The sequence below is a fragment of the Bradyrhizobium erythrophlei genome (genome assembly GCF_900129425.1).
Taxonomy (GTDB): Bacteria; Pseudomonadota; Alphaproteobacteria; order Rhizobiales; family Xanthobacteraceae; genus Bradyrhizobium; species Bradyrhizobium erythrophlei_C.
This window is the reverse complement of record NZ_LT670817.1, coordinates 7,542,499-7,568,459: the sequence shown is the minus strand read 5'-3', so window position 1 is coordinate 7,568,459 and position 25,961 is coordinate 7,542,499. Positions and strand designations below refer to the sequence as shown.

The following is a 25,961-nucleotide window of genomic DNA, read 5'->3' as shown; positions in this document are numbered from 1 at the left end:
CGCACCTTGCGGAAACAAGAAACGTGATCAACCCGCCCGAACCTGATATCCAGACCACATGAAACGGCTGAGGATATTGCGGCGTTGGTTCGCCCGACGGTTCGGGTATGCGAGGCTGGTGTGCCTGGCGCTCCTGATCGGGCTCGCGGCGCTGCGCATTGCCGATTTCGCGCCGATCGAAGAGCTTCGGGTGCGGACTTTCGACACCTTCCAGCGCATCGATCCCCGCGTGAAGACCGTAAGGCCGGTCAGCATTGTCGATATCGACGAAAAGAGCCTGGCGAGATTCGGCCAGTGGCCGTGGCCGCGGACGCGGATCGCGGACCTCATCACCGATCTGACCAGGCTCGGCGCCGTGGTCATCGCCTTCGACGTGGTCTTCTCCGAGCCCGACCGGCTCAATCCCGACGTCGCGGCCGACACCTTTCGCGATCTCGACGAGGAAACCCGCGCCAAGCTGCACGCGCTGCCGAGCAACGATCAGGTCTTCGCGGATGCGATGCGGCGCTCACGCGTGGTGCTCGGCGAATCCGGGCTTCCCGAGATTATCAAGGAGCTGGACAAGACGCTTCCGGTGACGGGCCTGGCGATGTTGGGCGAAGATCCCCAGCGCTTCATGTTCGAATTTCCGGGCCTGCTGCGCAACACGCCGGTGCTGGAATCGGCGGCCGGCGGCCGCGGCCTGTTCTCGATCAATCCCGAACGCGACGGTATTATCCGGCGGGTGCCGATGATCATGCAGGCCCAGGGCACCATCATGCCGTCCCTGAGCTTCGAAATGTTGCGGGTGGCCACCGGCACCGACACGATCTTCATCAAGACCGATCAGGCCGGTATCCAGAGCATCGGCGTCAAGGGGTTCCAGATTCCGACCGACCGCAACGGCCAGCTCTGGGTCCATTTTGCGCGTAACGATCCGTCGATCTATGTCCCGGCGGTCGACGTGCTCGAGGGAGACGCGCCGCCCGAAAAGATCAAGGGCAAGCTGGTGCTGATCGGAACGTCGGCGGCGGGGCTCAACGACATCAAGACCACGCCGGTTTCGCGGGCGATGCCCGGGGTCGAGATCCACGCCCAGGTGCTCGAGGCGGCGCTGACCAAATCGCTGCTGTCGCAGCCGCCCCACGGCCCCGCTCTCGAATTCGGTGCGGCTCTGCTGCTCGGAATTCTGGTGATCGCGTTCGCGCCGATGTTCGGGCCCGTCACCCTGGTGGCCGTCGGCGCGCTGTTCGCCACGCTTCTGGTCGGAACGTCCTGGTATTTCTACACCCACGACCGGCTGCTGATCGATTTTACCTATCCGCTACTGTCGACCACAACGATCTATCTCACGCTGATCTTTACCAGCTTCGTCAGGGAGCAGGCACAGCGGCGGCAGATTCGCTCGGCGTTCGGCCAATATCTGTCGCCGGCGCTGGTCGCGCAGCTGGCGCAGTCGCCGGAAAAGCTCGTGCTCGGCGGCGAGGAGCGCGAGATGACCATCATGTTCTCCGACGTCCGGGGCTTCACCACCATTTCGGAGTCCTACAAGCACGATCCGCAGGGCCTGACCGCGCTGATGAACCGGTTCCTGACGCCGTTGACCAATGCGATCCTGGCGCGAAAGGGCACCATCGACAAATACATGGGCGACGCCATCATGGCGTTCTGGAACGCGCCGCTCGACGACGGCGAGCATCAGCTCAACGCCTGCGAAGCCGCGGTCGACATGCTCGACCGGATCGACGTGCTCAACAAGATACGCAAGCAGGAGGCGCAGGAGGGCGGCCATCCCTACATTCCGCTCAATGTCGGCGTCGGCCTGAATACCGGCACTTGCGTGGTCGGCAATATGGGTTCCGACCTGCGTTTCGACTATTCGGTGCTGGGCGACAGCGTCAACCTGGCGTCGCGCCTGGAGGGGCAATCCAAGGAGTATGGATTCCCGATCATCGTCGGCTCCAAGACCGCGCTCGCGGTCAAGGACAAGTTTGCGATCCTCGAGCTCGATTTCATCATGGTCAAGGGCAAGAAGGAGCCCGAGGTGATCTATGCCATCGCCGGGCGCGAGGACACCGCGCAGTCCGGCCGGTTCCAGCGCTTGCGCAACCTGACCATCGAGATGCTGGCGTGTTATCGCAGCCGCGACTGGGACGGTGCGCTCGAAGCGATCGAGCGCGGGCGCCGGAGCGATGACGGCGGCACCCTGGAGCTCCTCTATAATCTGTATGAGGCGCGGATTCTCGGTTACCGGAAAAATCCGCCGCCGGACGACTGGAACGGCGCCTATGCGCTGCTGACCAAGTAGGTGCGCGGCGAGCACGAGGCGGTGGGGTTGCAATCCCGGTTCAGGCAAGGCCTGGCGCTGCATCGGCAGGGAGAGTTGACGGCCGCCGAGCGCATCTATCGCGAAGTCCTCGAGCAGCAGCCGCGGCACTTCGATTCCCTGCACATGCTCGGCGTCATTGCGCTGCAGACACGGCGCGCCGAGCGCGGCATCGAACTGATCAGGAAAGCGATCGGCCTCAACGAAAAGGTCGCCGCCGCCCACAACAACCTCGGCAAGGCACTGCTGGATCTCGGGCGTCCCGGCGAAGCGCTGGCGAGTTTCGACCAGGCGACAGCGCTCGACCCCGGCTTCGCCGAAGCGCATGTCAACCGCGGCAACGCGCTGGTGAAACTGTGGCGTTTGGAGGACGCGCTTGTTGGCTACCAGCAGGCCGTCGCACTGCGGCCGGACCATGCGGAGGCCCATCGAAACTGCGGCAATATTTTTTCGAAGCTCCGGCGCTACGACGAAGCCTTTGCCGCTTATGACAAGGTGCTCGCGCTGAAGCCGAATTTACCGGGCGCCGAAGGTCACCGCCTGTATGCCAGGATGCATCTGTGCGACTGGAGCCGTTGGGAGGCCGAATGCGCGCATCTAATTGCCTCGATCAGGAACGGACACGCCAATACACAGCCGTTCATCTTCCTCGCTATTCCCTCGTCTTCCGAAGACCAGCTGCAATGCGCCAGATTGTGGGCCGCGAACAATTATCCGGCTCATGAAAAGCCGGTCTGGCAGGGCGAGCGATACCATCACGACCGGATTCGGGTCGCCTATCTCTCCGCCGACTTTCGCCAGCACGCACTTTCATTCCTGATGGCCGGAATGTTCGAGTGCCATGACAAATCACGTTTTGAAGTAACGGCGATCTCGTTCGGCGTCGACGACAACTCGGAAATAGGCCGGCGCGTGAAGGCATCGTTCGAGCGCTTTGTCGACGCCAGGAGCTATAGCGACGAGCAGATCGCCGATCTCATCAAAGCGCTGGAAATCGACATCGCGGTCGACCTGATGGGTTTTACCACGGATTCGCGAACCGGTATTTTTGCCCGCCGGCCGGCGCCCGTCCAGGCGCATTATCTCGGCTATCCCGGCACCATCGGCGCCCGCTATATCGATTACCTCATTGCCGATCGGGTGGTCGTCCCGGACAATCAGCGCGGGTTCTACTCGGAAAAGCTGGTCCTTCTGCCCGACAGCTATCTGGTCAACGATCGCAAGCGTTCGATTGCCGACCGAACCTTCACGCGCACCGAGCTGGGACTACCCCTGGACGGCTTTGTGTTCTGTTGCTTCAACAACAACCACAAAATCACGCCGCGCGTTTTCGATGGCTGGATGCGGATCCTCGGGCAAGTCGAGGACAGCGTGCTTTGGCTGTTTCAGGACAATGCGAAAGCCGCGGATAATTTGAAGAAAGAAGCTTTGGCACGCGGCGTCAACGCCGAACGGCTGATCTTTGCCGGCCGCATGCCGCCGTCGGACCATTTGGCGCGGCATCGCGCCGCCGATTTGTTTCTGGACACGCTGCCCTATAACGCCCACACCACCGCCGCCGATGCGCTGTGGGCGGGCTTGCCGGTGCTGACCTGTCTCGGAGAGACATTTGTCGGCAGGGTAGCGGCGAGCCTGCTCAACGCCGTCGGTCTTCCGGAGTTGATAACGACCACGGTGGAGGACTACGAGGGATTGGCGATCAGGCTTGCCACGCACCCGGACGAATTGGCGGCCATCAGAGCGAAGCTGGAGGCCCATCGTCTCACCACGCCCTTATTCGATACCCAGCGCTTCACGGCGCATATCGAAGCCGCTTACACCGCCATGCACGCGCGGCATCAAGCCGGCCTGGCGCCGGACCATATCGCGATTTCGAACGCGGATGAGGCAAACTCCTGAGTCCTCGTCATGACCAAGCTTGTCCCGGCCATCCACAGGATCGTAGGTGAGGTCGAAAATCGGCTTGCCGAACCAGGAGGGCTCGAAGGATCGACCTGACCCTTGGCAAGCTTGGCCAAACCGTTCATCAACCCGACCACGGCGTCGCGGTCGGACACCGTCCGTTCGCGGAGCCGCTCTGCGCAAATGCCGCCCCAAAAACTCGCCGCGCCCGATACAATGGGTCACCAGGCCGCCTGCTACATGGCCATACCGGGCTCAGGCCACAGCCGCGCGCCCGCAAAGGAGATAGACACCGCATGACAAGACCGAGCCCCAAAGCGATTCACGCCATGGCCGATGTCGCCGGCGTGCCCGTCAGCGCCGAAGTCGCCACGCGCATCGCCAATTCCATCGGCCCGGCGTTCGAGGGTTTTGCCGCGGTCGCCGGCACGCTGCCGTTCGATCTGGAACCTGCGACGTTCCTCGTCGTGCAAGCCGCCGCGCGCAGCAAGAAGGCCTAGAACATGAGCACCGAACCGGCCCTGATGTCGCTGACGGCAGTTGCGAACGCCATCGCGCAGAAGCGTTTCTCGTCGCGCGAGGCGACGCAATCCTGTCTCGAGCGGATCGCGCAATGGCAGCCTCGTCTCAATGCCTTCATGGCGATCGAAGCGGACGCGGCGCTGGCGGCAGCCGATGCGGCCGACGCGCTGTTCGCAAAAGGCAATTTGAGCGGCGCGTTGCACGGCGTGCCGATGGCGCACAAGGATATGTATTATGACGCCGGCAAGGTGGTCACCTGCGGTTCGAAAATCCGGCGCGATTTCGTCGCGACCACGACCTCGACCGCGCTGCAGCGCCTGAAGGATGCCGGCACGGTTCGGCTTGGCTCGCTGCAGATGGTGGAATTCGCCTATGGACCGACCGGCCACAATTCCCATTACGGGCCGGTGCATAATCCGTGGGGCCTCGATCACATCACCGGCGGCTCGTCGTCGGGATCGGGCGCGGCGGTGGCGGCGCGGCTGACCTTTGCGGCCTTGGGTTCGGACACCGGCGGCTCGATCCGGATGCCCGCGCATTTCTGCGGCGTCACCGGATTGAAGACGACGGTGGGACGGATCAGTCGCGCCGGCGCGATGCCGTTGTCGCAGTCGCTCGATACCGTCGGCCCGCTGGCGCGCAGCGTGGAGGATTGCGCCTTGCTGCTCGGCTTGATGGCGGGTGCGGACCCCGACGATCCGACGGCGGTGGCCGGGCCGTTGCCCGACTATGCGGCGGCGGCGCGCGAGTCGATCAAGGGCCTCACCATCGGCGTACCCACCGCCTTCTATGTCGACGACCTCGATCCCGAAGTCGCAGCGATTCTCGACGAGACGATCGCCGTTCTCAAGCGTGAGGGCGCCAATACCGTTCAGGTCGAACTGCCGGACCAGCGCCAGCTCACCGCGGCGTGTCAGCTGGTTCTGGCCGTCGAGGCGGCGGCCTTCCACAAGCGATGGCTGATCGAACGCCCGCAGGATTACGGCCCGCAGGTTCTGATGCGGTTGCAAAACGGGCTCGCCATACCCGGCGTGTCCTATCTCGAAGCGATGCGCTGGCGCGGCCCGGCGCTGGCGGCGCACCTCGCCGCCGTTGCCGGCGTCGATGCCGTGATCGCGCCGGTGGCGCCGGTCGCGGCTCCGACCATCGCCGAAAGCGACGTCGGCAACAGTCCCGACGCGGAAGCCGTGATCCAGCGGCTGACGCGGTTTACCCGCCCGGTCAATTATCTCGGGCTGCCGTCGCTTTCGATTCCCACAGGGTTTACGCGCGGCGGTCTTCCCGTCGGCATGCAGCTGGTCGGCCGTTCGTTCGACGAAGCCATGCTGCTGCGGATCGGTGCCGCGTTCCAGCGCGCCACCGATTTCCATGATCGGGTGCCGAAGCCGGCATGACCCATCTCGTCGAGATCCGCGGCTTACCCTCCCCTGGAGGGGGAGGGTCGCTTGCTTCGACGATGCTCCGCATCGTCGAAGCAAGCGGGGTGGGGTGACAGTCTCTCCCCGCAAACGGTGCCCGAGTTGAGAGACTGTCACCCCACCCCGTCTCGCATCTCGCTGCGCTCGATGCGATCCGACCCTCCCCCTCCAGGGGAGGGTAAGTGGCGCGCATGTGCGCACGTTCCAAGGATGAAGCCGCTGAACTGGAAGGAAGGAACGCGCTGGCGGCGGCGCGGCGCCTCAGCCGCCGAGGCCGGGGGCGGCCCAGTGCTCGATCTGGGAAGACCCGACGACTTGCTTGGGCTGATGAGGATTGAGCGTGCCCGCGCTGGCCGTCCAGCCTTTCGCCAGAATCTGCATGGCGAACAATTTGGCGTCGACTTCCGATTTGAAGGTACGGGTCGAGCGAATAGCGCCGGTGGTGGCGCTGTCGTCGATTTTCACCGCTTTGTCGGGCCCGAAGGCCACATACCATGTATCGGGTTGCGTCATTGAAACATAACGCTAAACGCGGTCGAAAGTTTCGTTGGCGCCAAAGACGGCCCGTATTTCGTCAAGCGGACGCCGATTGAACCAAACGCCCCGCAGATTGTAGTCGTCACCTCGGGCAATTATCGATAGGTTCGGACGCGGCGCCGAGACGCGCACCAACAGGGGGTTGTTTCTGATGCAGATGTCTAATGAAGGCATTCTCGTTATTCTGTTCGTCGGCCTGGTTGCAGGCTGGCTGGCCGGAAAGATCGTGCGCGGCACCGGCTTTGGGATCATCGGCGATATTCTCGTCGGTATCGCCGGCGCGCTGGTCGCCAGTTATCTGTTTCCCAAGCTCGGCATCCATCTCGGCACCGGCCTCGTATCGGAGATCATCTATTCGGCGATCGGCGCTGTCGTGCTGCTGCTGATCGTGCGGCTGCTTCGAACCGGCGGCCGCTTCTGACGCTGCGACAGAGCGCTCGGGCTACGAAATCCCGGATGCCAAAAACCCACCAAAGCAAAGGGGCCGTCCCTACGGACGGCCCCCTGAACGCGATCAATACGTCGTCGTGTTACTCGACGACCTCGACAATGCGGTGGGTCCGCGGATCGACCAGAACCGTACGGTTGTTCACGACCGTATAGCGATAATCCCGCACGCCATATTCCGGCGGCACATCGTAATAGGTGACGCCTTCTTCGGGCAGAACCGCGCCGATCCGGACGTCCTCGCGGTATTGATAGGAGGGGCGATGCTGTTCGACGACGTAGCTGCGAAAGCGGGGACGTTCATCGACGCCCAGAACCCCGTTGACGCCACCGACCACGCCGCCAATGACACCTCCGACGACGGCGCCGACAGGGCCGGCAGCCCTTTCGCCATCTCTTGAGCCTCGCTCAACCCCGCCGGGAACCCCTTGGGCCTGCGCCATGACAGGGAGGGCGACTGTGGCGACAAGGGCGGCAATTCCGATAAGACGGCGGATCATGATATCTCCTGTGAATAATGGCTTGGGTGGCAGGACAAGTGTTGGGACCCGATTAGGTTCCTTCGGCAGCGGGGCGGGGTGCGCGAACCCGGAACCGGCAATGCCCTTCGCAATGACTATTCCCGCTGGCAGACCGCGCCACGCCTGCCTTCCACGTCCAAGACGGGGTCAACGGTTGTCGCCGGGCTTCGTTCATTTGTCCGCCTTGCATGCCAGGCGGACAGGCCGCGGATGGCATTTAGGTTAACCGCGACTTCGATAGACGTTCGCTGCAAAAATCGGTAGGTTGCGAATGGCACAACGCCCGGTGAATTAAGGGAGGTGTGCATACCCCTTGTGAAGAGATCAGGATTAATGACAGCCGTCCCCGGTGTCCGGCGTTCCGAACTCGGTGATGCGCTGCGCGCCTGCCGTAGTGCATTCATTGGCGTCGGCGTCATGAGTTGCATGATTAACCTGCTTTACCTGACCGGCTCGCTGTTCATGCTGGAGGTGTATGACCGTGTGCTGCCGAGCCGCAGCGTGCCGACCCTCGTCGGTTTGGCTATTCTCGCCGGCGGGTTGTACATCGCCCAGGGCGGTCTCGACCTGATCCGCTCGCGAATCCTGGGGCGCATCGGAACCTCCCTCGATGAAGCCCTCAATGCCCGCGTGTTCGACACCATCGTGCGGCTGCCGCTGATGGTCGGCGGACGCAACGAGGGCCTGCAACCGTTGCGCGACCTCGACAATGTGCGATCGTTCCTTGGCAGCATGGGGCCGGGCGCGTTCTTCGATCTGCCGTGGTTGCCGTTTTATCTGGCGATCTGTTTCGCGTTCCATGTCATGATCGGCCTGACGGCGCTGATCGGCGCGGTCATTCTGATCTCCCTCACCATCGCGACCGAGTTCATGTCGCGCCGGCCGGCGCGTGAGGCGATGGGTCTGGCGGCGCGCCGCAACGATCTGGCCGCCACCAGCCGGCGCAATGCCGAAGTGCTGGTCGCGATGGGAATGTCCGGGCGCCTCACCAAGCGCTGGGGCGAGGCCAACCAGAACTATCTCGCCGGCAACCAGCGCGCCAGCGACGTCTCCGGCGGTCTCGGCGCGGTCGCCAAGGTCATGCGCATGACCCTGCAATCGGCGGTGCTCGCGGTCGGCGCTTACCTGGTGATCCATCAGGAGGCGACCGCCGGCATTATCATCGCGGGCTCGATCCTGAGCGCGCGGGCGCTGGCGCCGGTCGATCTCGCCATCGCGCACTGGAAAGGCTTCGTCGCCGCGCGCCAGAGCTGGCACCGCCTCAACCGGCTGCTCGAATCGATGCCGGCGCGGGCCACGCAGACGATACTACAGAACCCAACGAGCCGGCTTTCGGTCGAGGGCGTCAGCATCGTGCCGCCGGGCGATCAGAGAATTATCGTGCAGGACGTGACCTTCGCGCTTGTGGCCGGAAACGGGCTGGGCATCATCGGACCGAGCGGGTCGGGCAAGTCTTCGCTGGTGCGCGCGCTGGTCGGCGTCTGGCAGCCCGCCCGCGGCAAGGTGCGGCTCGACGGCGCGGCGCTCGATCAGTGGTCGTCCGACGTGCTCGGCCGTCACGTCGGCTACCTGCCGCAGGATGTCGAGCTGTTCGCCGGCACGGTGGCGCAGAATATTTGCCGGTTCGATCTCGAAGCCGGCGCCGACTCCATTATCGCGGCCGCCAAGGAAGCCGGCGTCCACGAGATGATCATCAAGATGCGCGACGGCTACGACACTCAGATCGGCGAGCAGGGCACCGCGCTCTCGGCCGGTCAGGCGCAACGGGTGGCGTTGGCGAGGGCGCTGTTCGGCAACCCGTTCCTGATCGTGCTGGACGAGCCGAACTCCAATCTCGACACCGAGGGAGACGAGGCGCTGTCCCGGGCGGTTCGCGCGGCGCGCGAACGCGGCGCCATCGTGGTGGTCGTTGCGCACCGGCCGATCGGGATCGAGGCGGTCGACCAGCTTCTGGTGCTGAAGGACGGCCGTGTGCAGGCGTTCGGCCCCAAGGAAGCCGTTCTCGGCCAGGTGCTGCAGCGGGTCGCGCCGCCCACGCCGATCAAGATCGTCTCCGAAGGAGGAGTGACCAAACCATGAGCGGCAGCGAGCTGCGCGGCGCGCGGCAATCGATACGGCTGCATTTGATCGTCGGATTGTCGGTGGTCATCGTTCTGGCATGCGGCCTTGGCGGCTGGGCCTCGACCGCCGAGATCTCGGGTGCGCTGATCGCGCCGGGAGCGATCGTCGTCGAATCCAACGTCAAGAAAGTCCAGCATCCGACCGGCGGCGTCGTCGGCGAATTGCTCGCGCACGACGGCGACATCGTCAAGGCCGGCGACGTGGTGGTGCGGCTGGACGACACCGTGACCAAGGCGAACCTCGCCATCGTCACCAAAAACCTCAACGGCTTGTGGGCGCGGGCCGCGCGGCTCGAGGCCGAACAGCAGGGCCTCGACAAGGTGGTATTCCCGCCGATGCTGCTGGATCAAGCCGACGATCCCGACGTCAAGAACATCATCGCGAACGAGACCAAGCTGTTCGAGGTTCGCACCAATGGCAGGGTTGGGCAAAAGGCGCAGTTGCGCGAGCGAATCACGCAGCTGAACGAGGAGATCGCCGGCCTGGTGGCGCAGGAGAAGGCCAAGGACCTGGAGATCGACCTGGTGAACAAGGAACTGGTCGGGGTTCGCACCCTCTACGACCAGCATCTGGTGCAGATGACACGCCTGACCACGCTGGAGCGCGACGGGGCGCGCCTCGCCGGAGAGCGGGCGCAATATGTCGCCTCGAAAGCCCAGGCCAAGGGCAAGATCACCGAAACCGAGCTTCAGATCATCCAGGTCGACAAGGATATGGTCAGCGACGTCTCCAAGGATTTGCGCGAGACCAACGACAAGATCGGCGAATACGTCGAACGCAAGGTCACCGCTGAAGACCAGTTGCGCCGGACCGACATTCGCGCTCCGCAGGACGGCATGGTCGAGCAGTCGACGGTTCATACCGTGGGCGGCGTGATCACCGCCGGCGACGCCATCATGCTGATCGTGCCGCAGGCCGACGACCTGCAGGTCGAGGCCAAGGTCAATCCGCAGGATATCGACAAGCTGCAGATCGGCCAGAAAACCCTGCTGCGGCTGTCGGCATTCAACCAGCGCACCACGCCGGAATTGAACGGCGTCGTCACCCGCGTCTCGCCCGACGTCACCACCGACCAGCGTACCGGGCAATCCTATTACACCATCCGCGTCTCGATGCCGCCGGAAGAGGTCGCCCGTCTCGGCGAGGCCAAGCTGATCCCCGGCATGCCCGTGGAAGCCTTCGTGCAAACCGGCGACCGCACCATGCTGTCCTACCTGATCAAGCCGCTGCACGACCAGCTGATGCGCGCCTTCCGCGAAAAGTGACGCCCGTCGTCCCGGCCTTGAGCCGGGAGCCACCATCACAATTGTTTGTGGTGCGGCAAAGCCCTCGAACAACAAGCGTAGCCCACGCCCTCTTTTCTTAACGACGGAAAATTCATGCACAACTCGGGCGAAATCGCGCCGCGAGATCGCGAAGGTGTATTTGCATTCGCCGTCATTGCGTGGCCCGCAATGACGGTCTTGCAATCATTTTCGCCTTGGCTGTTGAAAAAATTGAATCCGATATGGATGGTGCACGCGCGTATGCGCGTCACCTCTCCCCTTGTGGGAGAGGTCGGATCGCATCGTCAGATGCGATCCGGGTGAGGGGTTACGGTCGATCGATAGACCTGAACCCCTCACCCCAACCCTCTCCCGCAAGGGGAGAGGGGGCTCACCGCCGTTGTTGCGCGAAAATCGTCGAACGGCATAGCTCGCAACAAGCGACACGGCGCATGGATCCCGGTCGCGCTTCGCTTGGCCGGGACGACGAGTGTGGGCTCCTCACCGCGACAAATTCTGCAGCAGAAAATTCAGCGCGGTTTCAGCGAACACAAGCATGTTCGCAAGCCGGTCGGCGCTGCCGGTCTCCAGCGTCATCGCCGTTGGCTCCGGTCCGCCGGCGACGCCCATGCAGCTATGGCCGGCGGCGTCGCCGTAGCGGTTGCCGGCAGGTCCGGTGGCGCCGGTCTCCGACAGGCCCCAATCGGTGGCAAAGCGCTGGCGGATCCGGCTCGCCAGCAATTTTGCATAAGGCTCCGAGGCCGAGCGGATGCCCTTCATCGCCTCATCGGGGATGTCAGCCAGAATCCGCCGCGCGTCGCGGGTATAGACCACGGCGCCGCCGAGGAAATAGGCGGACGCGCCGGGCACTGCCAGCAACGCCGCCGAGATCAGGCCGCCGGTCGAGGATTCCGCGACCGCGATGGTCTGGCGCCGCTCGATCAGGCGAGCGGCTATCTTCTCGGCGATTGCAACCAGCTCTTTCATCACGCACCTTTCCCGGTGCTGCTCCCGGTGTCTTTTTTGTCGGCGAGCGAGTGATAGACCACGCGAATAAAATTCTTGCTGGCCAACTCGCTGGGCGCCCATTTCGCATCGAGGTCCGCGAACGGCTTGGCGGCGACCACATCGTCCTCGCTCTTGCCCTCCTTGACGAGTTTGGCCATGCGGTCGCGCGCGGTTGTCAGCATGGTCCGGTATTCCATCAGCGCCGCCTTGTCGGCGAGCGGCCCGTGGCCCGGCACGATCCGGGTCTTGCCGTTGGTCAGCTTGAGATAGGTGTCGGCCGCGGCGATCATGCCTTTGATGTTGCCGCCATTGGCGAAATCGATATTGGGATAGCGGGCATTGGTGAAGGTATCGCCGGTCGACAGCACGTTGGCGGTCTTGAACCAGACATAGGTGTCGCCGTCGGTGTGCGCATTGGCGATATGCTTGAGGTCGGCGACGCGGCCGTTGAGCCGGATGTGAAACGCGCCGGTGTAGGTTTTTGCGGGCAGCGCGTCTTGCGGCGCCGGCGGCGTCTTGACGCCGGTCAGCCCGTTGGTGGTGCCGGCCGCGAGCCGATTCCTGACGTTGACCTCGGCGACGACAACGGCGCCATCTTTGGCAAATGGTTCATTGCCGCCGGTGTGGTCGCCGTGAAAATGCGTGTTGATGAGATATTTGATCGGCTGATTCGAGACGTTCGAAATCGCGGCCTTGATCTTGTCATGCAGCGGGGCGAACTCGCCGTCCACCATGATGATCCCGTCCTTCGCCACCGCGACGGTGATATTGCCGCCCTGGCCTTCCAGCATATAGACGTTGTCGCCGAGATCGGTGGTCTTGATCTCGACCTTGGAGAAATCGGGAGGCGGCGGCGCTGCGGCCGGCTGTTGTTGCTGTTGCGCGACGGCAGCCCCCGCCAGCAACATGGTGGTTGCAACCACAGCTATTCCAGTCCGAAGCATGAAAACCTCCCTTGCGCCCATTTTCCGCTTTTCCTAGCACACGATTGGTTCGTTGGCGCCAGTTGCGAGCCCGCGGCGAGCCTGCTTGAATGGCGATCAAGAACCAAGCGGCGCGGCATTACAAGATGCCGTGATCGAGCGTCCCTCAAGCAGCAGAGGAAACCAGGCTCATGACGTCACCGATCGCGGGCGGCGTGGATTGCGATCTGCACCCTGCCGTTCCGCATTTGACCAGCCTGCTGCCCTATCTGAACGATTACTGGCGCGATCAGGTCACGACCCGGGGCATGACCGATCTGGTGTCGCAATCCTACCCCCTGAATTCGCCGATCTCCGCCCGGCCGGACTGGCGCCCGGCCAGGGGCAAGCCGGGATCGAGCCTCGACGACATGAAGACGCAGGCGCTCGACCGGTTCGGCGTCGCTTGCGGCATCTGCAATCCGCTCTACGGCGTACAGATGGTTTTCTCCGAGGATATGGCGGACGCGTTCTGCCGCGCCTTGAACGACTGGCTGGTGAAGGAATGGCTCGACAAGGACGCGCGGCTGCGCGGCTCGATCGTCATTCCCGTGCAGAGCATCGAGAAATCGGTCGCGGAGATCGAACGCTGCGCGCAGGACAAGCGGTTCGTCCAGGTGCTGATGCTGGTCATGGGCGACATTCCCCTCGGCAAACGCGCCTACTGGCCGATTTACGCCGCCGCCGAGCGGCTGGGACTTCCGATCGGCATTCACGCCGGCAGCAATTATCACAATCCGCCGACGTCGGTCGGCTGGGGCTCCTATCACATCGAGGATTATGTCGCGCAGGCGCAGGCCTTTCAGACGCAATTGACCAGCTTGATCGTCGAAGGCGTTTTCGCCCGGCACTCGAAGCTTAAAATGGTGATGCTGGAAAGTGGCTTCACCTGGCTGCCGTCCTATCTGTGGCGGCTGCATAAGTTCTGGCGCGGCATCCGCATGGAAACGCCGTGGGTAGATCGCGCGCCGCTCGAGATTGTGCGCAGCAACATCCGGTTTTCGCTGCAGCCGATCGATGCGCCGCCCGATCCGCAAGTGTTAAATCGCCTGTTCGACCATATGCAGTCGGACGAATTGCTCCTATTCTCGACCGATTATCCGCACTGGCAATTCGATGATGATGCGGCGCTGCCGGAGGGGATGTCATCAGATCTCGTGCGCAAGATCATGATCGATAATCCGCATGCGACCTATCCGCGCCTGAAGCAGCCTGCGGTCAAGGAGGCAACGCCATGAACATCCAGTTCCGCGACCGTCCCGATCAGGCTTCGTCGGCCGGCGTCAAAACCGCCATTGCCGATTGCGACATCCATCCGGCGCGCGCAACCAAAACGGAATTGTATCCGTATCTCGCCAAACGCTGGCACGCGCATCTCGAAACCTACGAGAAGCATCCTTACCAGGGGATGATGGAAGGCCCGCCCTATCCGAAGGCGCAGCCCAACGCGTCGCGCCGCGACGCCTATCCGCCGGAAGGCGGCCCGCAGGGTTCGTCGCTGTCGTTCATGCAGCAGCAGCACCTCGATCCGAACAACGTCGTGCTCGGCGTGCTCAATCCGCTCAACACCGGGCAGGGCATCCGCAATCACGATCTGGCGGCTGCGATCTGCTCGGCTATCAATGACTGGCAGATCGACAAATGGACCGGCCGGGATAGCCGGCTGAAGGGTTCGATCGTGGTCGCCAACGAGGACGGACCGGCGGCGGCCGCCGAAATCCGTAAGCGCGCCGGCGACAAGAATTTCGTCCAGGTGCTGCTGCTGAGCCGCAACGTCGAGCCGCTCGGCCAGCGTCGCTACTGGCCGATCTACCAAGCGGCGGAGGAGGCGGGGCTTCCGGTCGGCGTGCACGCCTTCGGCTTCGGCGGCAATCCGATCACGGCGTCGGGCTGGCCGAGCTACTACATCGAGGAGATGGTCGGCCATTCGCAGTGCCAGCAGACCGCGCTCGCCAGCATCGTGCTGGAGGGCGTGTTCGAACGTCACCCCAAACTCAAGATGATCATGGTCGAGGCCGGGTTCGGCTGGGCGCCGTCGCTGTCGTGGCGGCTCGACAAAAGCTGGCAGCGGCTGCGCGGCGAGGTGCCGCATCTGACGCGCCCGCCGTCGGAATATATCCGCGATCACATCTTTTGGACCACCCAGCCAATGGAAGATCCTGAACGGCGCGATCATCTGTTCGACGTGATCGATTGGGTCGGCTGGGACAAGCTGTTGTTCGCGACCGACTATCCGCACTGGGATTATGACGAGCCGTCGCGGGTGCTGCCGGCCGGCGTCAGCGATGCCAACCGCGAGGCGTTCTATCTCAACAATGCGCGGAAGCTGTACGGGTTGGCGTAGCATGATCCGAAAAAGTGGAAGCCGGTTTTTCGAACAGATCATGCGTCAAAAAACATGACCCGCCACGTCATTGCGCCGGTGGATGAGCTGCCGCCGGGCACGCGCAAATTTCTCACCATCGATCAACGCCCGATTGCGGTGTTCAATATCAAGGGCGAGTTCTTCGGCCTCTTGAACCGCTGCCCGCATCAGGGCGCGGCGCTGTGCGAGGGGCCGCTGATCGGGCTCGCGCAATCCTCCGATCCCGGCGAGATCGAATACACCAGGCTCGGTGAAATCATTCGCTGCCCCTGGCACGGCTGGGAATTCGATATCCGCACCGGCCAGTCCTACTGCGACCCCAAGCGATTCCGCGCCAGGGCCTATCCGGTCAATGTCGAGCCGGGCTCGAGCGTGGTGAAGGGACCGTATGTCGCCGAGACGTTAGCGGTGTCGGTCGAAAGCGATTACGTGGTGGTGGATTTGTGATGACATCGTCATTCCGGGGCGGGAGCGAAGCGAGCGAACCCTGAACCTCGAGATTCCCCGATGTGCAATTGCACATCTGAGGTTCGCGCTACGCGCGCCCCGGAATGACGGTACTAAACAGTGTGCCCCATCATCCGTCGCTCTCGGGCATACCGCACCAGCGCGAGATGCCGATAAATTCCGCGCATGGCGCTGTACCGCGCGGTCGAGTCACGACCGGTGATGACGGCGGGCATGATGACGCGGGAATGCGTCGGGCGCAAAAGCATAAGAGTCTTCGTGCCGGGTGCCGCAGTAAGTGATACCGCCGCCGATCGCCGCACAGGCCCCCTTCAACGCGGGCCAGTCGGGAGACAATCTGGCAGCAGGAGTTGGAGCCCCACCACGCAGAACGTCCAGATTGGGATAATAGAACGCGAACTCGCCCGGCTCCTGGATGGCGGCCCTTATGGTCCCGTTCGGATTGTAGTCGTTCTCCGGATTATACCCGGAGTCGTGTAGGTTTTTGAGATACAGGGCGCGGTCTTGCGCCAATGCCGGCGCCGCTGCGGTCGCGGACAGCAGCACCGCCGCTGCAAGAGCTTTGAATGAAATCATTTTCGTTTCTCCTCTATGGATCGATGGTAGACCCGCGTAGGACGAGACGAATTGATCACGCTTCGTGAGGCGAGCGTGCTGTCTGGAGCGCGAGCTATCTGCTTGCAGCATCCGATGCGGATGCCTGACGCTAGATGTAAGGGAGACCGCGCGCCCGCCCCACTAAATTCCACTTCACTAAACTCAACTCGGCTTGAAACGCGCGTTACCGAGTCAATCGCCAGCGGACCGGCATTCGAGGACAATAAAGCTGATTGCGGCGCGACAGGACGTCGTGACGAAATCATGCCGCGAGAACACGGGGGTGACTCGACTCCTGAAGGGTCGTCGATCCCTCGCGCTGCCCGGCTCAACCAGTCCGACATGGTTTTCATTTTCACGATCCGGTTGGAACCGACGAAAACCTTGCAAGGGTCTGGTTAGTGCCTGATGCGAGGCACGTCTGTGAGCTGTCTCACTCCTCTTATTTTCGTGATGTTTGCTTTTCTGCCGGGCCGCTGCGACTCAATGTCACTGCGGTTCGCAAGGGACATTGTTCCCGCCCCAGGGCGCTGTTGCAAATGCGCCGACGCGCGGCGCTGGAATGCAGACACGGCCGTCAATATAACGGGCAGTGGGGGAGGCGCTCGCATTGGCGTCCAGTACGAGGTGCCGCGAGGCTACATGGCTCTTGCGAGCCATAGCGGGAGTTGCGAGCGTGGCGGTTGCGATCAATGCAGCCGATAGAAGTTTGAGCGTAGTCATTCAATTCCTCCATTGGATATGAAAAGCCAATACCACTTGGCTCCCTCCGATTGCGGGTTTGGCTTGCGGCGATTGCCGAGCCACAGCGTCGATGAGATGGCTTTGCTATTGCGCATCAAATCAACCAACCAAGAGACCGGACGGCCGATCGATTTATTCCGACGAACTGCGCTTGCCGGGATAAGCATCGGCATCGACGACCTAACATTCGCGTGACTACAAATCGTCGATCACAGAAGCTGTGTCGTTGCATGAGGCACGTGCATACTCATCGACGGCCGGAACGCCGCAGTGCATGAGTCCGGATATGGCACGAAACGGACCAGACCGGCTGGTCTGGCGATGGCAGTTGATCGGGGTAGACCGGAAGTGGCTGGTCGATGGTCAAACTGACACGATTGGACCCTAACCGGACATTGGGACCAGGGCACTTTCCAGTTCGGTGGCATCATCCTTCGAGACGCATCGCTTCGCGATGCTCCTCAGGATGAGGTCTGAGACCCTCATGGTGAGGGGCGCGGCAACGCCGCGCGTCTCGAACGATCAGGCCCGTTGGGTGCCTGATTGTGGTTCGATACAACTGGAAAAAGCGTTAGCAGGACATCGGCCCGGAATGGACATCGGGTCTCGCGGTCAGGTCGGGATCGTCTCTTTGCCCCGCGCTTCGAACACGGCGCACATTCGACTGACGAATGGCCGATTTGTCATGGTGTATCCCCTCGTTTCAATGAACGAGGCGAGAGCGGGATTCGAAATATCTTGAAGCCTGCGATTTCGGGAAACTGATCTGCCGCTTCCGCAGACACCAAAGTCAGAACCGCAGCCGGCACCTCTCCGCGGATCAGCCGGTCGATCGCCTTTGCTTTACCCTCGCTCAGTTGGACTTCGGCCGCACCCGCTGCCACGATCGCGGTCCTGACATTACCGTTGGATGCAGAATACCTGTCATCTATCGCAATGATTTTACTGGTTAGATCCGATAGTAAATTGATTTCGGGGCGAGCTATTAGAACGGCAACCAGAAGGTCCGTGGTGTTTGGCGACGCAGGTGCGCTCTTTTGGGCATCGCCACGCAGCACGGTTTCGGAGTGATTGGAACGGTCCTTATTATTCGCTTGCGGTTCGGACGCCGGGGCCACAGTAGCGATCGTCATTCGCTCCGCGACCGCCGTAGCGACCGCCACCTTCGCCTGTATCGCTCTGGTATCCGAATTCGCAACTGCACCGCCGCCTGTGGCATCCGAAGTCGCGATGTTTGCTCGCGTCGTATCGGAATCGGCAGCGGGCGGTCGTGTCTTCAATGAACGAGGCGACACCGGGATGCGAGATGCTGGAGGCTCGACTTTCGCTGCAATCTTGGTGGACTTTCCCTTTTTTCTGGCGAGATGGGCCCTATCGCGGACGCGAGCGGACGACGGCTTTTCGGTCTTCGCCGCGATCGTGGATTTGATTTCTATTGCCGCGGAACTGGTCTTGAATGACGCTGGCTTTGGTTCAATCGGCTGAATGCTAGCCGTCCTGTCGAAACAGGGGAACCAGTTCGCGTCCGTGCACGCATCCATGCTCGCTTGCGGCGGTAAAAGGCAGCTACAGCCGACCAAGGTGGCCGCCAGCACGCCGATGAGAAGCGTCCTCATGCAATCCCCCCTTGGAGGCTTGAGTTCCGCTCGCAATTCTTGCTGCGTCGTAATGTTGGCGCTGGTCGTCTATCTGTTGTGTAAAAATGTTAATCACTCATTAAGCGTCCGACCTTCGCCGCGAGAAGCTCTTGCATGGTTAATGTCGGCGCAGCGCGGTTCCGCGGCAGGTGATTAGCTTTGCCGGCGGGTCGAAGCGTCTCCGCGATGCTTACGAGCGACGATCGCGACGTCCGCGCCTACGTCGCGACGCTGGGCGAGGGGCCGCTGATCGGGCTCGCGCAATCCTCCGATCCCGGCGAGATCGCATGTCGCGGAGACGTTAGCTGTGTCGGTCGAAAGCGATTGCGTGGTGGTGGACTTGTGATTGTCGTTCCGGGGCGCTTGCGAAGCGAGCGAACCCGGAACCCAAGGATTCCCCGATGTGCAATTGCACATCTGAGGTTCGCGCTACGCGCGCCCCGGAATGACGTGCTCAGGCGGTATACGCCAACATCCGTCGCTCCCTCGCATACCGCACCAGCGCGATGCCCGTAAAACCGGTCAGAAACAGCATGGCGATGAACGCGACATCCATGCCGGTGCGGGTCTGAGCGACCATGCCTGCGGGCAATCTGCCGCGTCTTACCACCAGCCCTGTTGCCTCTGAGGATAGGGCTGGCCCTGAGGATAGGGTTGGCCCTGAAGATAGGGCTGGCCGCCGCGCCGGCGCACATTTGCAGGTTGGGGCCCCGGATTGGGCTGGAAAAAGAAGCCGAAGAAGCCGTCGCCCTGGACGCTATGGTCCGCGACGAGGATATCGGCCGTGGGCTTGCGCGTTATGAAGCCGCCTTGCGGCTGATTGCTCAGCACCGCGACGAACTCGGTGCGATAATTGGTCTCGCTGCTCAGCGGCTCGTCCGAGATGACGATCGAGGATAGCGGCAATGCGGTCGGTGCGATGCGATCGAGCACCGCCTGCGGCATGGTGATGCGGTCGAGCGCGGCCTTGGCGTCGCTGGCGTCGTCGATCGTGACCGCGGTCCAGCGCAGGCCGCCATCGTTGCGCGCCAGCGCGGTGAACACATGCGTGCCGATCGGCTTGTCCGGATCGCGGATCGTGACCGGGACCTCGATGCTCGCATCGAACACCTCGCCCCCGTCCGGCCACTGCTTATGCGTGTTGCGCCGCACGTAAAGCTTCTGCGTCGCGCGGCTGATGAAGATCGACGCCGGCTCGAGCGCGAGCTTCGCCTCGCTCGCCGCTTTGGCGGTGTCGACCTTCCTGATTAAGGCCGCCTTGGCGGCGTCCTTTGCGGCGGCGGCGGCGTCAAGCTTCAGTTTCGCGTCGGCCCTGGCGGCGTCGAGCTGCGTCCCCGCTTCCGCAGCCTTGGGAGTGGCCTTCTGCTTCAGATCCTCGGCTCGCGCCCTGGCTTGGTCCGTCTTTGCGGCGGCGAGCGCCTTGCCGGCGAACGCGAGCTCGGCTTCGGCGCGGGTCTTGAGCCCCTCCAGCTTACGCAGCGACGCCGTGAGCGTTGCTGTCTCACGCGACGCTGTCGCGGCGGCTTTCTTCGCCTCGTCGGCTGTTGTGGCGGCCTCGGCCGCCTCGCGCGCCAGCGCCTCGGCCTTGGCCGGCGCGGCCGCGATGGCCTCCCGGTTTGGTACGAACAGCGCCGGATGGGAGAACTCGACCGGCTCGGTGTCGTTGGGCGAGATGATCACGCGCATGCCGATCCACGTCTTTTCGAACAGCTTCTCGGCAAAGCCAAAGGGCATCCGCACGCAGCCGTGCGAGGCCGCATATCCGGGCAGCGGCCCGCCGTGTAGCGCGATGCCGTTCCAGGTGATGCGCTGCATATTCGGCATCCAGGCATCGTCATAGAGGCTCGAGTGGTGGTCCTTGTCCTTCTCCAGGACGGCGAAGACGCCGGCGGGCGTCTCGCGCCCCGCGATGCCGGTCGATACCGGCGCGCGCAGGATCCAGCCGTCGGCGTCGTAGAAGGTCACCTGCTGGCTCTTGATCGACACGATCGCCATGATCGGCTCGCCTGCCTCGCGCGGCGCCGTCGCCTCGGTGGGCTGCGCGGGGCGCGCCTGTCTCGCCGCTGCGCCGGCGGTCAGCGCCGTCAGTGCGGCCATCGACGCGAGCGTTACAATGGCGGGAAGCCCCCAACGCCGCATCGCCACATTGGGTTGCGCCGTCATAAATCGATTTAACATGCCATGCCCCGGTTGAAATGCCTGTCGGCGCGTGCGTCGATCAAGTGATTCTCTAATATACAACAGCCCGCGTAGGAATAAGGGTAGTTCGCGGCCGAAATTGGCACATTGCGGGGCACGACGCGATGCCCGATTTGAGTCCGAAAATGCGTGGCAAAGCGGACGTCCGCCCACCAATCCGAATTCATGGGTTCACGCCTTGATGGCAACCGTGGCTGCGGCAAAATAACCCGACGGGCAAATTTCGCTTTCGACGTCGGGCAAATCGCCTTTAGGACTCCCGCCATCCTGTCCCGGAGGAAGGGGCGTTGGCCATCGTCACGAACGTTGGGATGGGATGCGGTGGACGCGGCAGCGTCGGGCGCGCGATGGGATTGCAGGGCGAGCTTCACGGCTCGTGAGCGATCACAGGACGTGCGGACGAACGGTGCTGAAGCGTACGGTGAAGTCGTGTGGTCCTGACGCCTCAGTGGTTGGCGTCAAGTCTGCGGAAGGCAAGTCGGCCCGACCGGGCGCGGATGAGCCAGCTATCCGCAGGCGACGGAGACAACAAAGCCCGATTCTCCGGGGAGAGCGCGAAATAAGCCGTAAAGCCATTGCGCAGGGAATGTCGGATTGCCTCCGCTGAACCTGTATGCTCGTGTGCGTTTTCCTTTGTCCATTTGCACACGGGACCGCGGGTGCAGCGCGCATCCGGCATTCCCTGCTCCCTCATGTTTGAGGGACAACGACACGCAAACCCCGGGCAAAATCGTGCCGCGGGATGGCGGACGTGTATCTGTTGTTTGGCAGTTGAATCTAAATGTCACCACGTCATTGCGAGCGCAGCGAAGCGATCCATTTCACCAAGCAAAGAAAGACTGGATTGCTTCGCTTCGCTCGCAATGACGTTGATAGGCTAAACCGTGTGCCCATCTGGTGCGCTCTTCTCCCCTCCCCCCCGCGAAGCGGCGGGGAGGGGTCGGGGGTGGGGGGTCTATCGGCGGTACGGACCGGATAGATTCCCGACATTTTAGACCGGGATGATTCCCGACAGGTTTCAGAATGCGCCGGAGGGAGGACCCTTCGATGCCATTTAGAGAGACCGGTCGGATGGAAGAGCGTATTCGGATGTTTTTGGAGTACGAGAGCGGGAACTGGAGCGTATCGGAGGTGTGCCGGCGCTACGGGATTTGCCGCGACACGTTTTACGAATGGCGCAAGCGGAAAGAGAGCGGCGATCCGGCCTGGTTTCAGGACCGCTCGCATGCGCCCTTGCAGTGTTGGCAGACCACGAACGGTGCGATTGCAGAGAAGGTGATCGCGGCGCGGCGGCGATTTCCGTATCTGGGGCCGCGCAAGCTGTTGGCGGTGCTTGATCGGGATGCCCCCGAGATCGCCTGGCCTGCCGCCTCGACGATCGGGGACATTCTCAAGCGCGCAGGCTTGGTCTCGCCGGTGAAGCGGCGCCGTCGCCCGCTCGACCAGCGGCGGCCCTGCACGCCGGTGACGAGCGCCAATGATGAGTGGAGTACGGACTTCAAGGGCTGGTTTCGCACCCGCGACCAGCGGCGGATCGATCCCTTGACGGTAGCAGACAGTCACAGCCGTTTTCTGATCGAACTCCGCATTGTCGCCCCCACTATCGAGGGCGTTCGCCCCTGTTTTGAACGGGCTTTCCGTGAGCATGGCTTGCCACTTGCGATCCGCTGCGACAATGGCTCGCCGTTTGGCTCGCGTGGCCCAGGCGGTCTCACCCGGCTGTCGGCCTGGTGGATGAAGCTCGGCATCACACCGCACTTCATCCATCCCGCCTCGCCGCAGGAGAATGGCCGACACGAGCGCATGCACCGCACGCTGAAGGCACAGACCTCGGTCCCGCCAGCCAGCAACGCACCCGAGCAGCAGGCCCGCTTTGACATGTTCCGAAAGCATTACAACGAGGAACGTCCGCACGAAGCGCTGGACCAACGGCCGCCGGCAGAGGTCTACAGCCGCTCCCCGCGCACCATGCCGCCGCGCGCGGAAGATCCCTGGTACGACGCCGATCATCAGGTCCGTCGCGTCCGCGGCAACGGCGAGATCAAATGGAAAGGCGAGTTTGTATTCATCGGTGAAGCGCTGGTGGATGAACTTGTTGGCGTTGCTGAGCTCCAGACCGGTGACCACATCGTGCGCTTCTGCGATCTGGACATCGGCCTCATCGATCGCCGCGGCCTGTTCACCCGGTTCGCTCCGCTTCGTGAGCGGCTCCGCGACCCGGGTGAACAGGCCGCTCAACCCAAACTGTCGGGGATCATGCCGGTCCAAAGTGTCGACAATCATGCCGGTTGAACCGGCAGGAACCGCTGCTTCGGTGCATGCCGCGCCACCCCCGACCTCGAGAGCGAGCTTCGCTCGTCTCGACCCCACCACGCGCAAGGGCGCGTGGAGGGAGGGGAGTTCAAGAACTCGCCAGGCTCTAGATTAGATTAGACCGTGCCCGCCATCATCCGTCGCTCCCGCGCGTAGCGCACCAGGGCTACGAAGCGATAGATGCCGTGCACAAACTTGCCGTAGGGCATCGTAATGAACAACGAAAACACCACGCCGAGATGCAGCGCCAGCAGCGGTCCCATCGCAGCGGTGTCGCGCCACAGCAGCAGCGCGATGCCGGTGAGGCTGGTCATAAACAGCATGGCGATGAACGCGACATCCATGCCGGTGCGGGCCTGATCGACCAGCACCGGATCGCGCTTGAATCTTTCCGCCAGCAGGCCCGCGGGCCCGATCAGAAGCCCGAGGCCGCCCAGCGTGCCCAGCACGACCGGCAGGTCCCACCACGGATAGGGCGCCTCGCGCGCGAACAGGTAATGATACAGCGTCCCCACGCAGGTCGCGGCGAAGCAAAGGATGAAGCCGTAGAACGTCAAGTGATGATAGACCTTGCGCCGGTCGGTCGGCCGCTCGTCCTCGTTGACGCAGCCGACGCCGCCGCCGTCGAGATAGCGCAATTGGCTCGCGTCCTTCATGGCCTGCCAGAGCGAGGGCGGATCGGCGAGCATGCCGATTGGCTCGCCGATATCGCGCCAGAACGCGCGCACGCCCATCGCCAGCGCCAGGATCGCGTAGAGGAACGCCGCGCCGAACAGCGCCGCCATCGCGTTATGCGGCATCAGCGCGTAGAAGGCGCCCGGCCCGGTATGGATGCCGAACAGCACCTGCCGGTCGTTAAAGGCGGTAAAGCCGAAGATAAACGCTGCAACACTCAGCGCAGCGATAATGCTGATGGCGAGGCCATTCCGCGCGAACAGGCCCGAACAGCCGCGCGGCCAGGCATAGGCGGCATAGGAGTCGGCGCGCGCGATGGCCAGCGTCTGCGGCACATTGACGTTGTATTCATGCGGCGGCGAGAACTGGCAGTCGGTGTAGCAGGCGCCGCAGGAGTGGCAGAGATTGGCGAGATAATTGAGGTCGCCATCGGAGAACGAGCGGCGCATTTCCATCGCCGGAAACACCGCGCACAGCCCCTCGCAGTAGCGGCAGGAATTGCAGACCGTCATCAGGCGGTCGGCCTCTTCGAGAATGCTAGTTCCGTGCATTTTGCGCCGCTTCCCGTCCCGCAACCCGTCCGAACACGCTGCCGATGGTCATGCCGATGCCGGCCGCATAACCCTTGCCCAGCACGTTGCCGGCCATGATCTCGCCGGCGGCGAACATGTTGGCGGCGGGCTTGCCGTCCTTCATCAGCATGCGCGCCTGCTTGTTCACGCGGGTGCCTAGATAAGTAAAGGTGATACCGGGCCGCACCGGATAGGCATAGTAAGGCGGCGTCTCGATCTTGCGCGCCCAATGGGTTTTCGGCGGCGTCAAACCCTCGGTGCGGCAGTCGTCGAGGATGGTGTGATCGAAGGTGCCGGGGCGCACGGCGGCGTTGAACTCGGAGATGGTTTTTTCCAGCACGGCCGGATCGAGACCGAATTTGCCGGCCAGCTCCGCGATCGAGCCGGCTTCGATCGGCGGAAACAGCGTTGGCATGAAGCTGTTGCGCGAGGTCGCGTCGAAAATGATATAGGCGATCTGGTCGGGCTGGGCTGCGACCAGACGGCCCCAGATCGCGTAGCGCTTGGGCCAGATGTCTTCGCCTTCGTCGTAGAAGCGCAGTGCCTGGTTGTTGACGACAATGCCGAACACCACGGAATCGTGCCGTGTGATGATGCCGCCATCGAATTTCGGCGCGCGGGCGTCGATCGCGACGGCGTGGCACTGCGTGGGATCGCCGACCTCCTGCACGCCGTTGGCGAGCAGCAGTTTGAGGATCGAGCCGCGATTATAGGGCGTGCCGCGGATCAGGAAATTGTCGGCGGCCTCGCCCCAATACTGCTTGAGCCATTCGATGTTGGCCTCGAAACCCCCGGCGGCGGCGACCAGGGTCGAGGCGCGCACCTTGATGCGGCCGTCGCCCTGCTTGAGCGCAGCGGACAGGAACATGCCGTTGTCGATCTCGAGATCGAGCACCTCGGCGTCGTAGAGAATGTCGATGCCGAGCTGTTCGGCAGTGAGGTAGAGGGCATTGAGCATCGCCCGGCCGCCGCCGAGGAAGAACGAATTGGTCCGCCCCAGGCTGAGCGTACCGCCGAGCGAGGGCTGCCAGCGCACGCCCTGTTCGACGACCCAGCCCAGGATATCCTTCGACTCCCGGATCATGAAGCGCGCCAGCTCCTCGTCGGTCTGGCCGCCGGTGACGCGCTGAAGGTCTTCCCAGAATTCCTGCTCGGTATAGGGCCCGGTGAGGATGTCGGTCGCGGCGTCGTGGGCGCAACGCATGTTGCGGGTATGGCGGGTGTTGCCGCCCCGATAGAATTTCGGCGCGCCTTCCAGCACCAGCACGGATGCACCGGCCCGCCGCGCGCTGATCGCGGCGCACAGCGCGGCGTTGCCGCCGCCGATCACCAGCACGTCGAACTTACGAGTCAAATCGACCATGCTGTGTTGTTATCGTTGTT

21 protein-coding genes and 1 pseudogene are annotated in these 25,961 nt (G+C 63.0%); 12 read left to right on the top strand and 10 right to left on the bottom strand.

The window, feature by feature from the left end:
- Positions 1-58 precede the first annotated feature (58 nt).
- From B5527_RS36010 to B5527_RS35995, 5 genes and pseudogenes are all read left to right on the top strand, one after another.
- Positions 59-2,287 (top strand): CHASE2 domain-containing protein, encoded by a 2,229-nt coding sequence (locus B5527_RS36010; protein ID WP_079605730.1) that lies wholly within the window; start codon positions 59-61, stop codon positions 2,285-2,287.
- Positions 2,288-2,314: 27 nt separating this feature from the next.
- Positions 2,315-4,204, top strand: coding sequence for a tetratricopeptide repeat protein (locus B5527_RS36005; RefSeq protein ID WP_172842765.1), 1,890 nt, complete (start codon positions 2,315-2,317; stop codon positions 4,202-4,204).
- 161 nt (positions 4,205-4,365) lie between these two features.
- Positions 4,366-4,507: pseudogene (locus tag B5527_RS46840) on the top strand (dipeptide/oligopeptide/nickel ABC transporter ATP-binding protein); the annotation flags it as partial.
- Positions 4,504-4,707 (top strand): hypothetical protein, encoded by a 204-nt coding sequence (locus B5527_RS36000; RefSeq protein ID WP_079605729.1) that lies wholly within the window; start codon positions 4,504-4,506, stop codon positions 4,705-4,707. The pseudogene B5527_RS46840 and the gene B5527_RS36000, both read left to right, overlap by 4 nt.
- 3 nt (positions 4,708-4,710) lie before the next feature.
- Entirely contained in the window at positions 4,711-6,123 is a 1,413-nt protein-coding gene (locus B5527_RS35995) for an Asp-tRNA(Asn)/Glu-tRNA(Gln) amidotransferase GatCAB subunit A (protein WP_079605728.1), read from the top strand.
- A 285-nt stretch (positions 6,124-6,408) separates the two neighbouring features.
- On the opposite strand, the gene B5527_RS35990 is transcribed toward B5527_RS35995, so the two are convergent.
- Entirely contained in the window at positions 6,409-6,612 is a 204-nt protein-coding gene (locus B5527_RS35990; protein ID WP_154072698.1) for a hypothetical protein, read from the bottom strand.
- A gap of 223 nt (positions 6,613-6,835) precedes the next feature.
- Here B5527_RS35990 and B5527_RS35985 point away from each other — a divergent pair, with 223 nt between their 5' ends.
- The gene (locus B5527_RS35985) at positions 6,836-7,105 is read left to right on the top strand and encodes a GlsB/YeaQ/YmgE family stress response membrane protein (protein ID WP_079607771.1); all 270 of its coding nucleotides are present in this window, start codon (positions 6,836-6,838) and stop codon (positions 7,103-7,105) included.
- A gap of 109 nt (positions 7,106-7,214) precedes the next feature.
- Here the strand turns inward: B5527_RS35985 and B5527_RS35980 are convergent, their stop codons facing one another.
- Positions 7,215-7,631: a DUF1236 domain-containing protein gene (locus tag B5527_RS35980; protein ID WP_079605726.1), complete on the bottom strand. Its 417-nt coding sequence runs from the start codon at positions 7,629-7,631 to the stop codon at positions 7,215-7,217.
- Between the two features lie 354 nt (positions 7,632-7,985).
- Here B5527_RS35980 and B5527_RS35975 point away from each other — a divergent pair, with 354 nt between their 5' ends.
- A complete protein-coding gene (locus B5527_RS35975; protein ID WP_079605725.1) occupies positions 7,986-9,731 on the top strand; it encodes a type I secretion system permease/ATPase in 1,746 nt (581 codons plus the stop codon).
- Positions 9,728-11,038: an HlyD family type I secretion periplasmic adaptor subunit gene (locus B5527_RS35970; RefSeq protein ID WP_079605724.1), complete on the top strand. Its 1,311-nt coding sequence runs from the start codon at positions 9,728-9,730 to the stop codon at positions 11,036-11,038. The genes B5527_RS35975 and B5527_RS35970 overlap by 4 nt, the downstream gene beginning before the upstream one ends.
- 501 nt (positions 11,039-11,539) lie before the next feature.
- On the opposite strand, the gene B5527_RS35960 is transcribed toward B5527_RS35970, so the two are convergent.
- Positions 11,540-12,025, bottom strand: a complete 486-nt coding sequence (locus B5527_RS35960) for a CinA family protein (RefSeq protein WP_079605722.1) — start codon at positions 12,023-12,025, stop codon at positions 11,540-11,542.
- A complete protein-coding gene (locus tag B5527_RS35955; protein WP_172842764.1) occupies positions 12,025-12,990 on the bottom strand; it encodes an MBL fold metallo-hydrolase in 966 nt (321 codons plus the stop codon). The genes B5527_RS35960 and B5527_RS35955 overlap by 1 nt, the downstream gene beginning before the upstream one ends.
- 170 nt (positions 12,991-13,160) lie before the next feature.
- On the opposite strand from B5527_RS35955, the gene B5527_RS35950 reads away from it, so the two are divergent.
- From B5527_RS35950 to B5527_RS35940, 3 genes are read left to right on the top strand one after another with little or no spacing between them, the layout of a single operon-like run.
- The gene (locus tag B5527_RS35950; RefSeq protein ID WP_079605720.1) at positions 13,161-14,246 is read left to right on the top strand and encodes an amidohydrolase family protein; all 1,086 of its coding nucleotides are present in this window, start codon (positions 13,161-13,163) and stop codon (positions 14,244-14,246) included.
- A complete protein-coding gene (locus B5527_RS35945) occupies positions 14,243-15,352 on the top strand; it encodes an amidohydrolase family protein (protein ID WP_079605719.1) in 1,110 nt (369 codons plus the stop codon). The genes B5527_RS35950 and B5527_RS35945 overlap by 4 nt, the downstream gene beginning before the upstream one ends.
- 54 nt (positions 15,353-15,406) lie before the next feature.
- Positions 15,407-15,820, top strand: coding sequence for a Rieske (2Fe-2S) protein (locus tag B5527_RS35940; protein WP_079605718.1), 414 nt, complete (start codon positions 15,407-15,409; stop codon positions 15,818-15,820).
- Between the two features lie 210 nt (positions 15,821-16,030).
- On the opposite strand, the gene B5527_RS35935 is transcribed toward B5527_RS35940, so the two are convergent.
- The 4 genes from B5527_RS35935 to B5527_RS35910 all read right to left on the bottom strand — a co-directional run bounded on the left by B5527_RS35935 (position 16,031) and on the right by B5527_RS35910 (position 20,997).
- Entirely contained in the window at positions 16,031-16,417 is a 387-nt protein-coding gene (locus B5527_RS35935; protein ID WP_079605717.1) for a hypothetical protein, read from the bottom strand.
- A 1,448-nt stretch (positions 16,418-17,865) separates the two neighbouring features.
- Entirely contained in the window at positions 17,866-18,798 is a 933-nt protein-coding gene (locus tag B5527_RS46835; RefSeq protein ID WP_245332378.1) for a hypothetical protein, read from the bottom strand.
- A 475-nt stretch (positions 18,799-19,273) separates the two neighbouring features.
- Positions 19,274-19,399, bottom strand: a complete 126-nt coding sequence (locus B5527_RS47230) for a hypothetical protein (RefSeq protein ID WP_276329294.1) — start codon at positions 19,397-19,399, stop codon at positions 19,274-19,276.
- Between the two features lie 23 nt (positions 19,400-19,422).
- Positions 19,423-20,997 carry a L,D-transpeptidase gene (locus B5527_RS35910; protein ID WP_079605713.1) on the bottom strand — a complete coding sequence of 525 codons (1,575 nt, stop codon included), beginning with the start codon at positions 20,995-20,997 and terminating at the stop codon, positions 19,423-19,425.
- 1,092 nt (positions 20,998-22,089) lie between these two features.
- Between B5527_RS35910 and B5527_RS35905 the strand changes: the two genes are divergently transcribed.
- Entirely contained in the window at positions 22,090-23,310 is a 1,221-nt protein-coding gene (locus B5527_RS35905) for an integrase core domain-containing protein (protein WP_245332377.1), read from the top strand.
- Between the two features lie 137 nt (positions 23,311-23,447).
- Here the strand turns inward: B5527_RS35905 and tcuB are convergent, their stop codons facing one another.
- Together tcuB and tcuA are read right to left on the bottom strand one after the other, a co-directional pair.
- Positions 23,448-24,557, bottom strand: a complete 1,110-nt coding sequence (gene tcuB / locus B5527_RS35900; protein WP_079605711.1) for a tricarballylate utilization 4Fe-4S protein TcuB — start codon at positions 24,555-24,557, stop codon at positions 23,448-23,450.
- Complete coding sequence (gene tcuA, locus B5527_RS35895) at positions 24,544-25,932, bottom strand: FAD-dependent tricarballylate dehydrogenase TcuA (RefSeq protein WP_079607769.1); 1,389 nt, start codon at positions 25,930-25,932, stop codon at positions 24,544-24,546. Before tcuA ends, tcuB begins: the two co-directional genes overlap by 14 nt.
- Positions 25,933-25,961 lie beyond the last annotated feature (29 nt).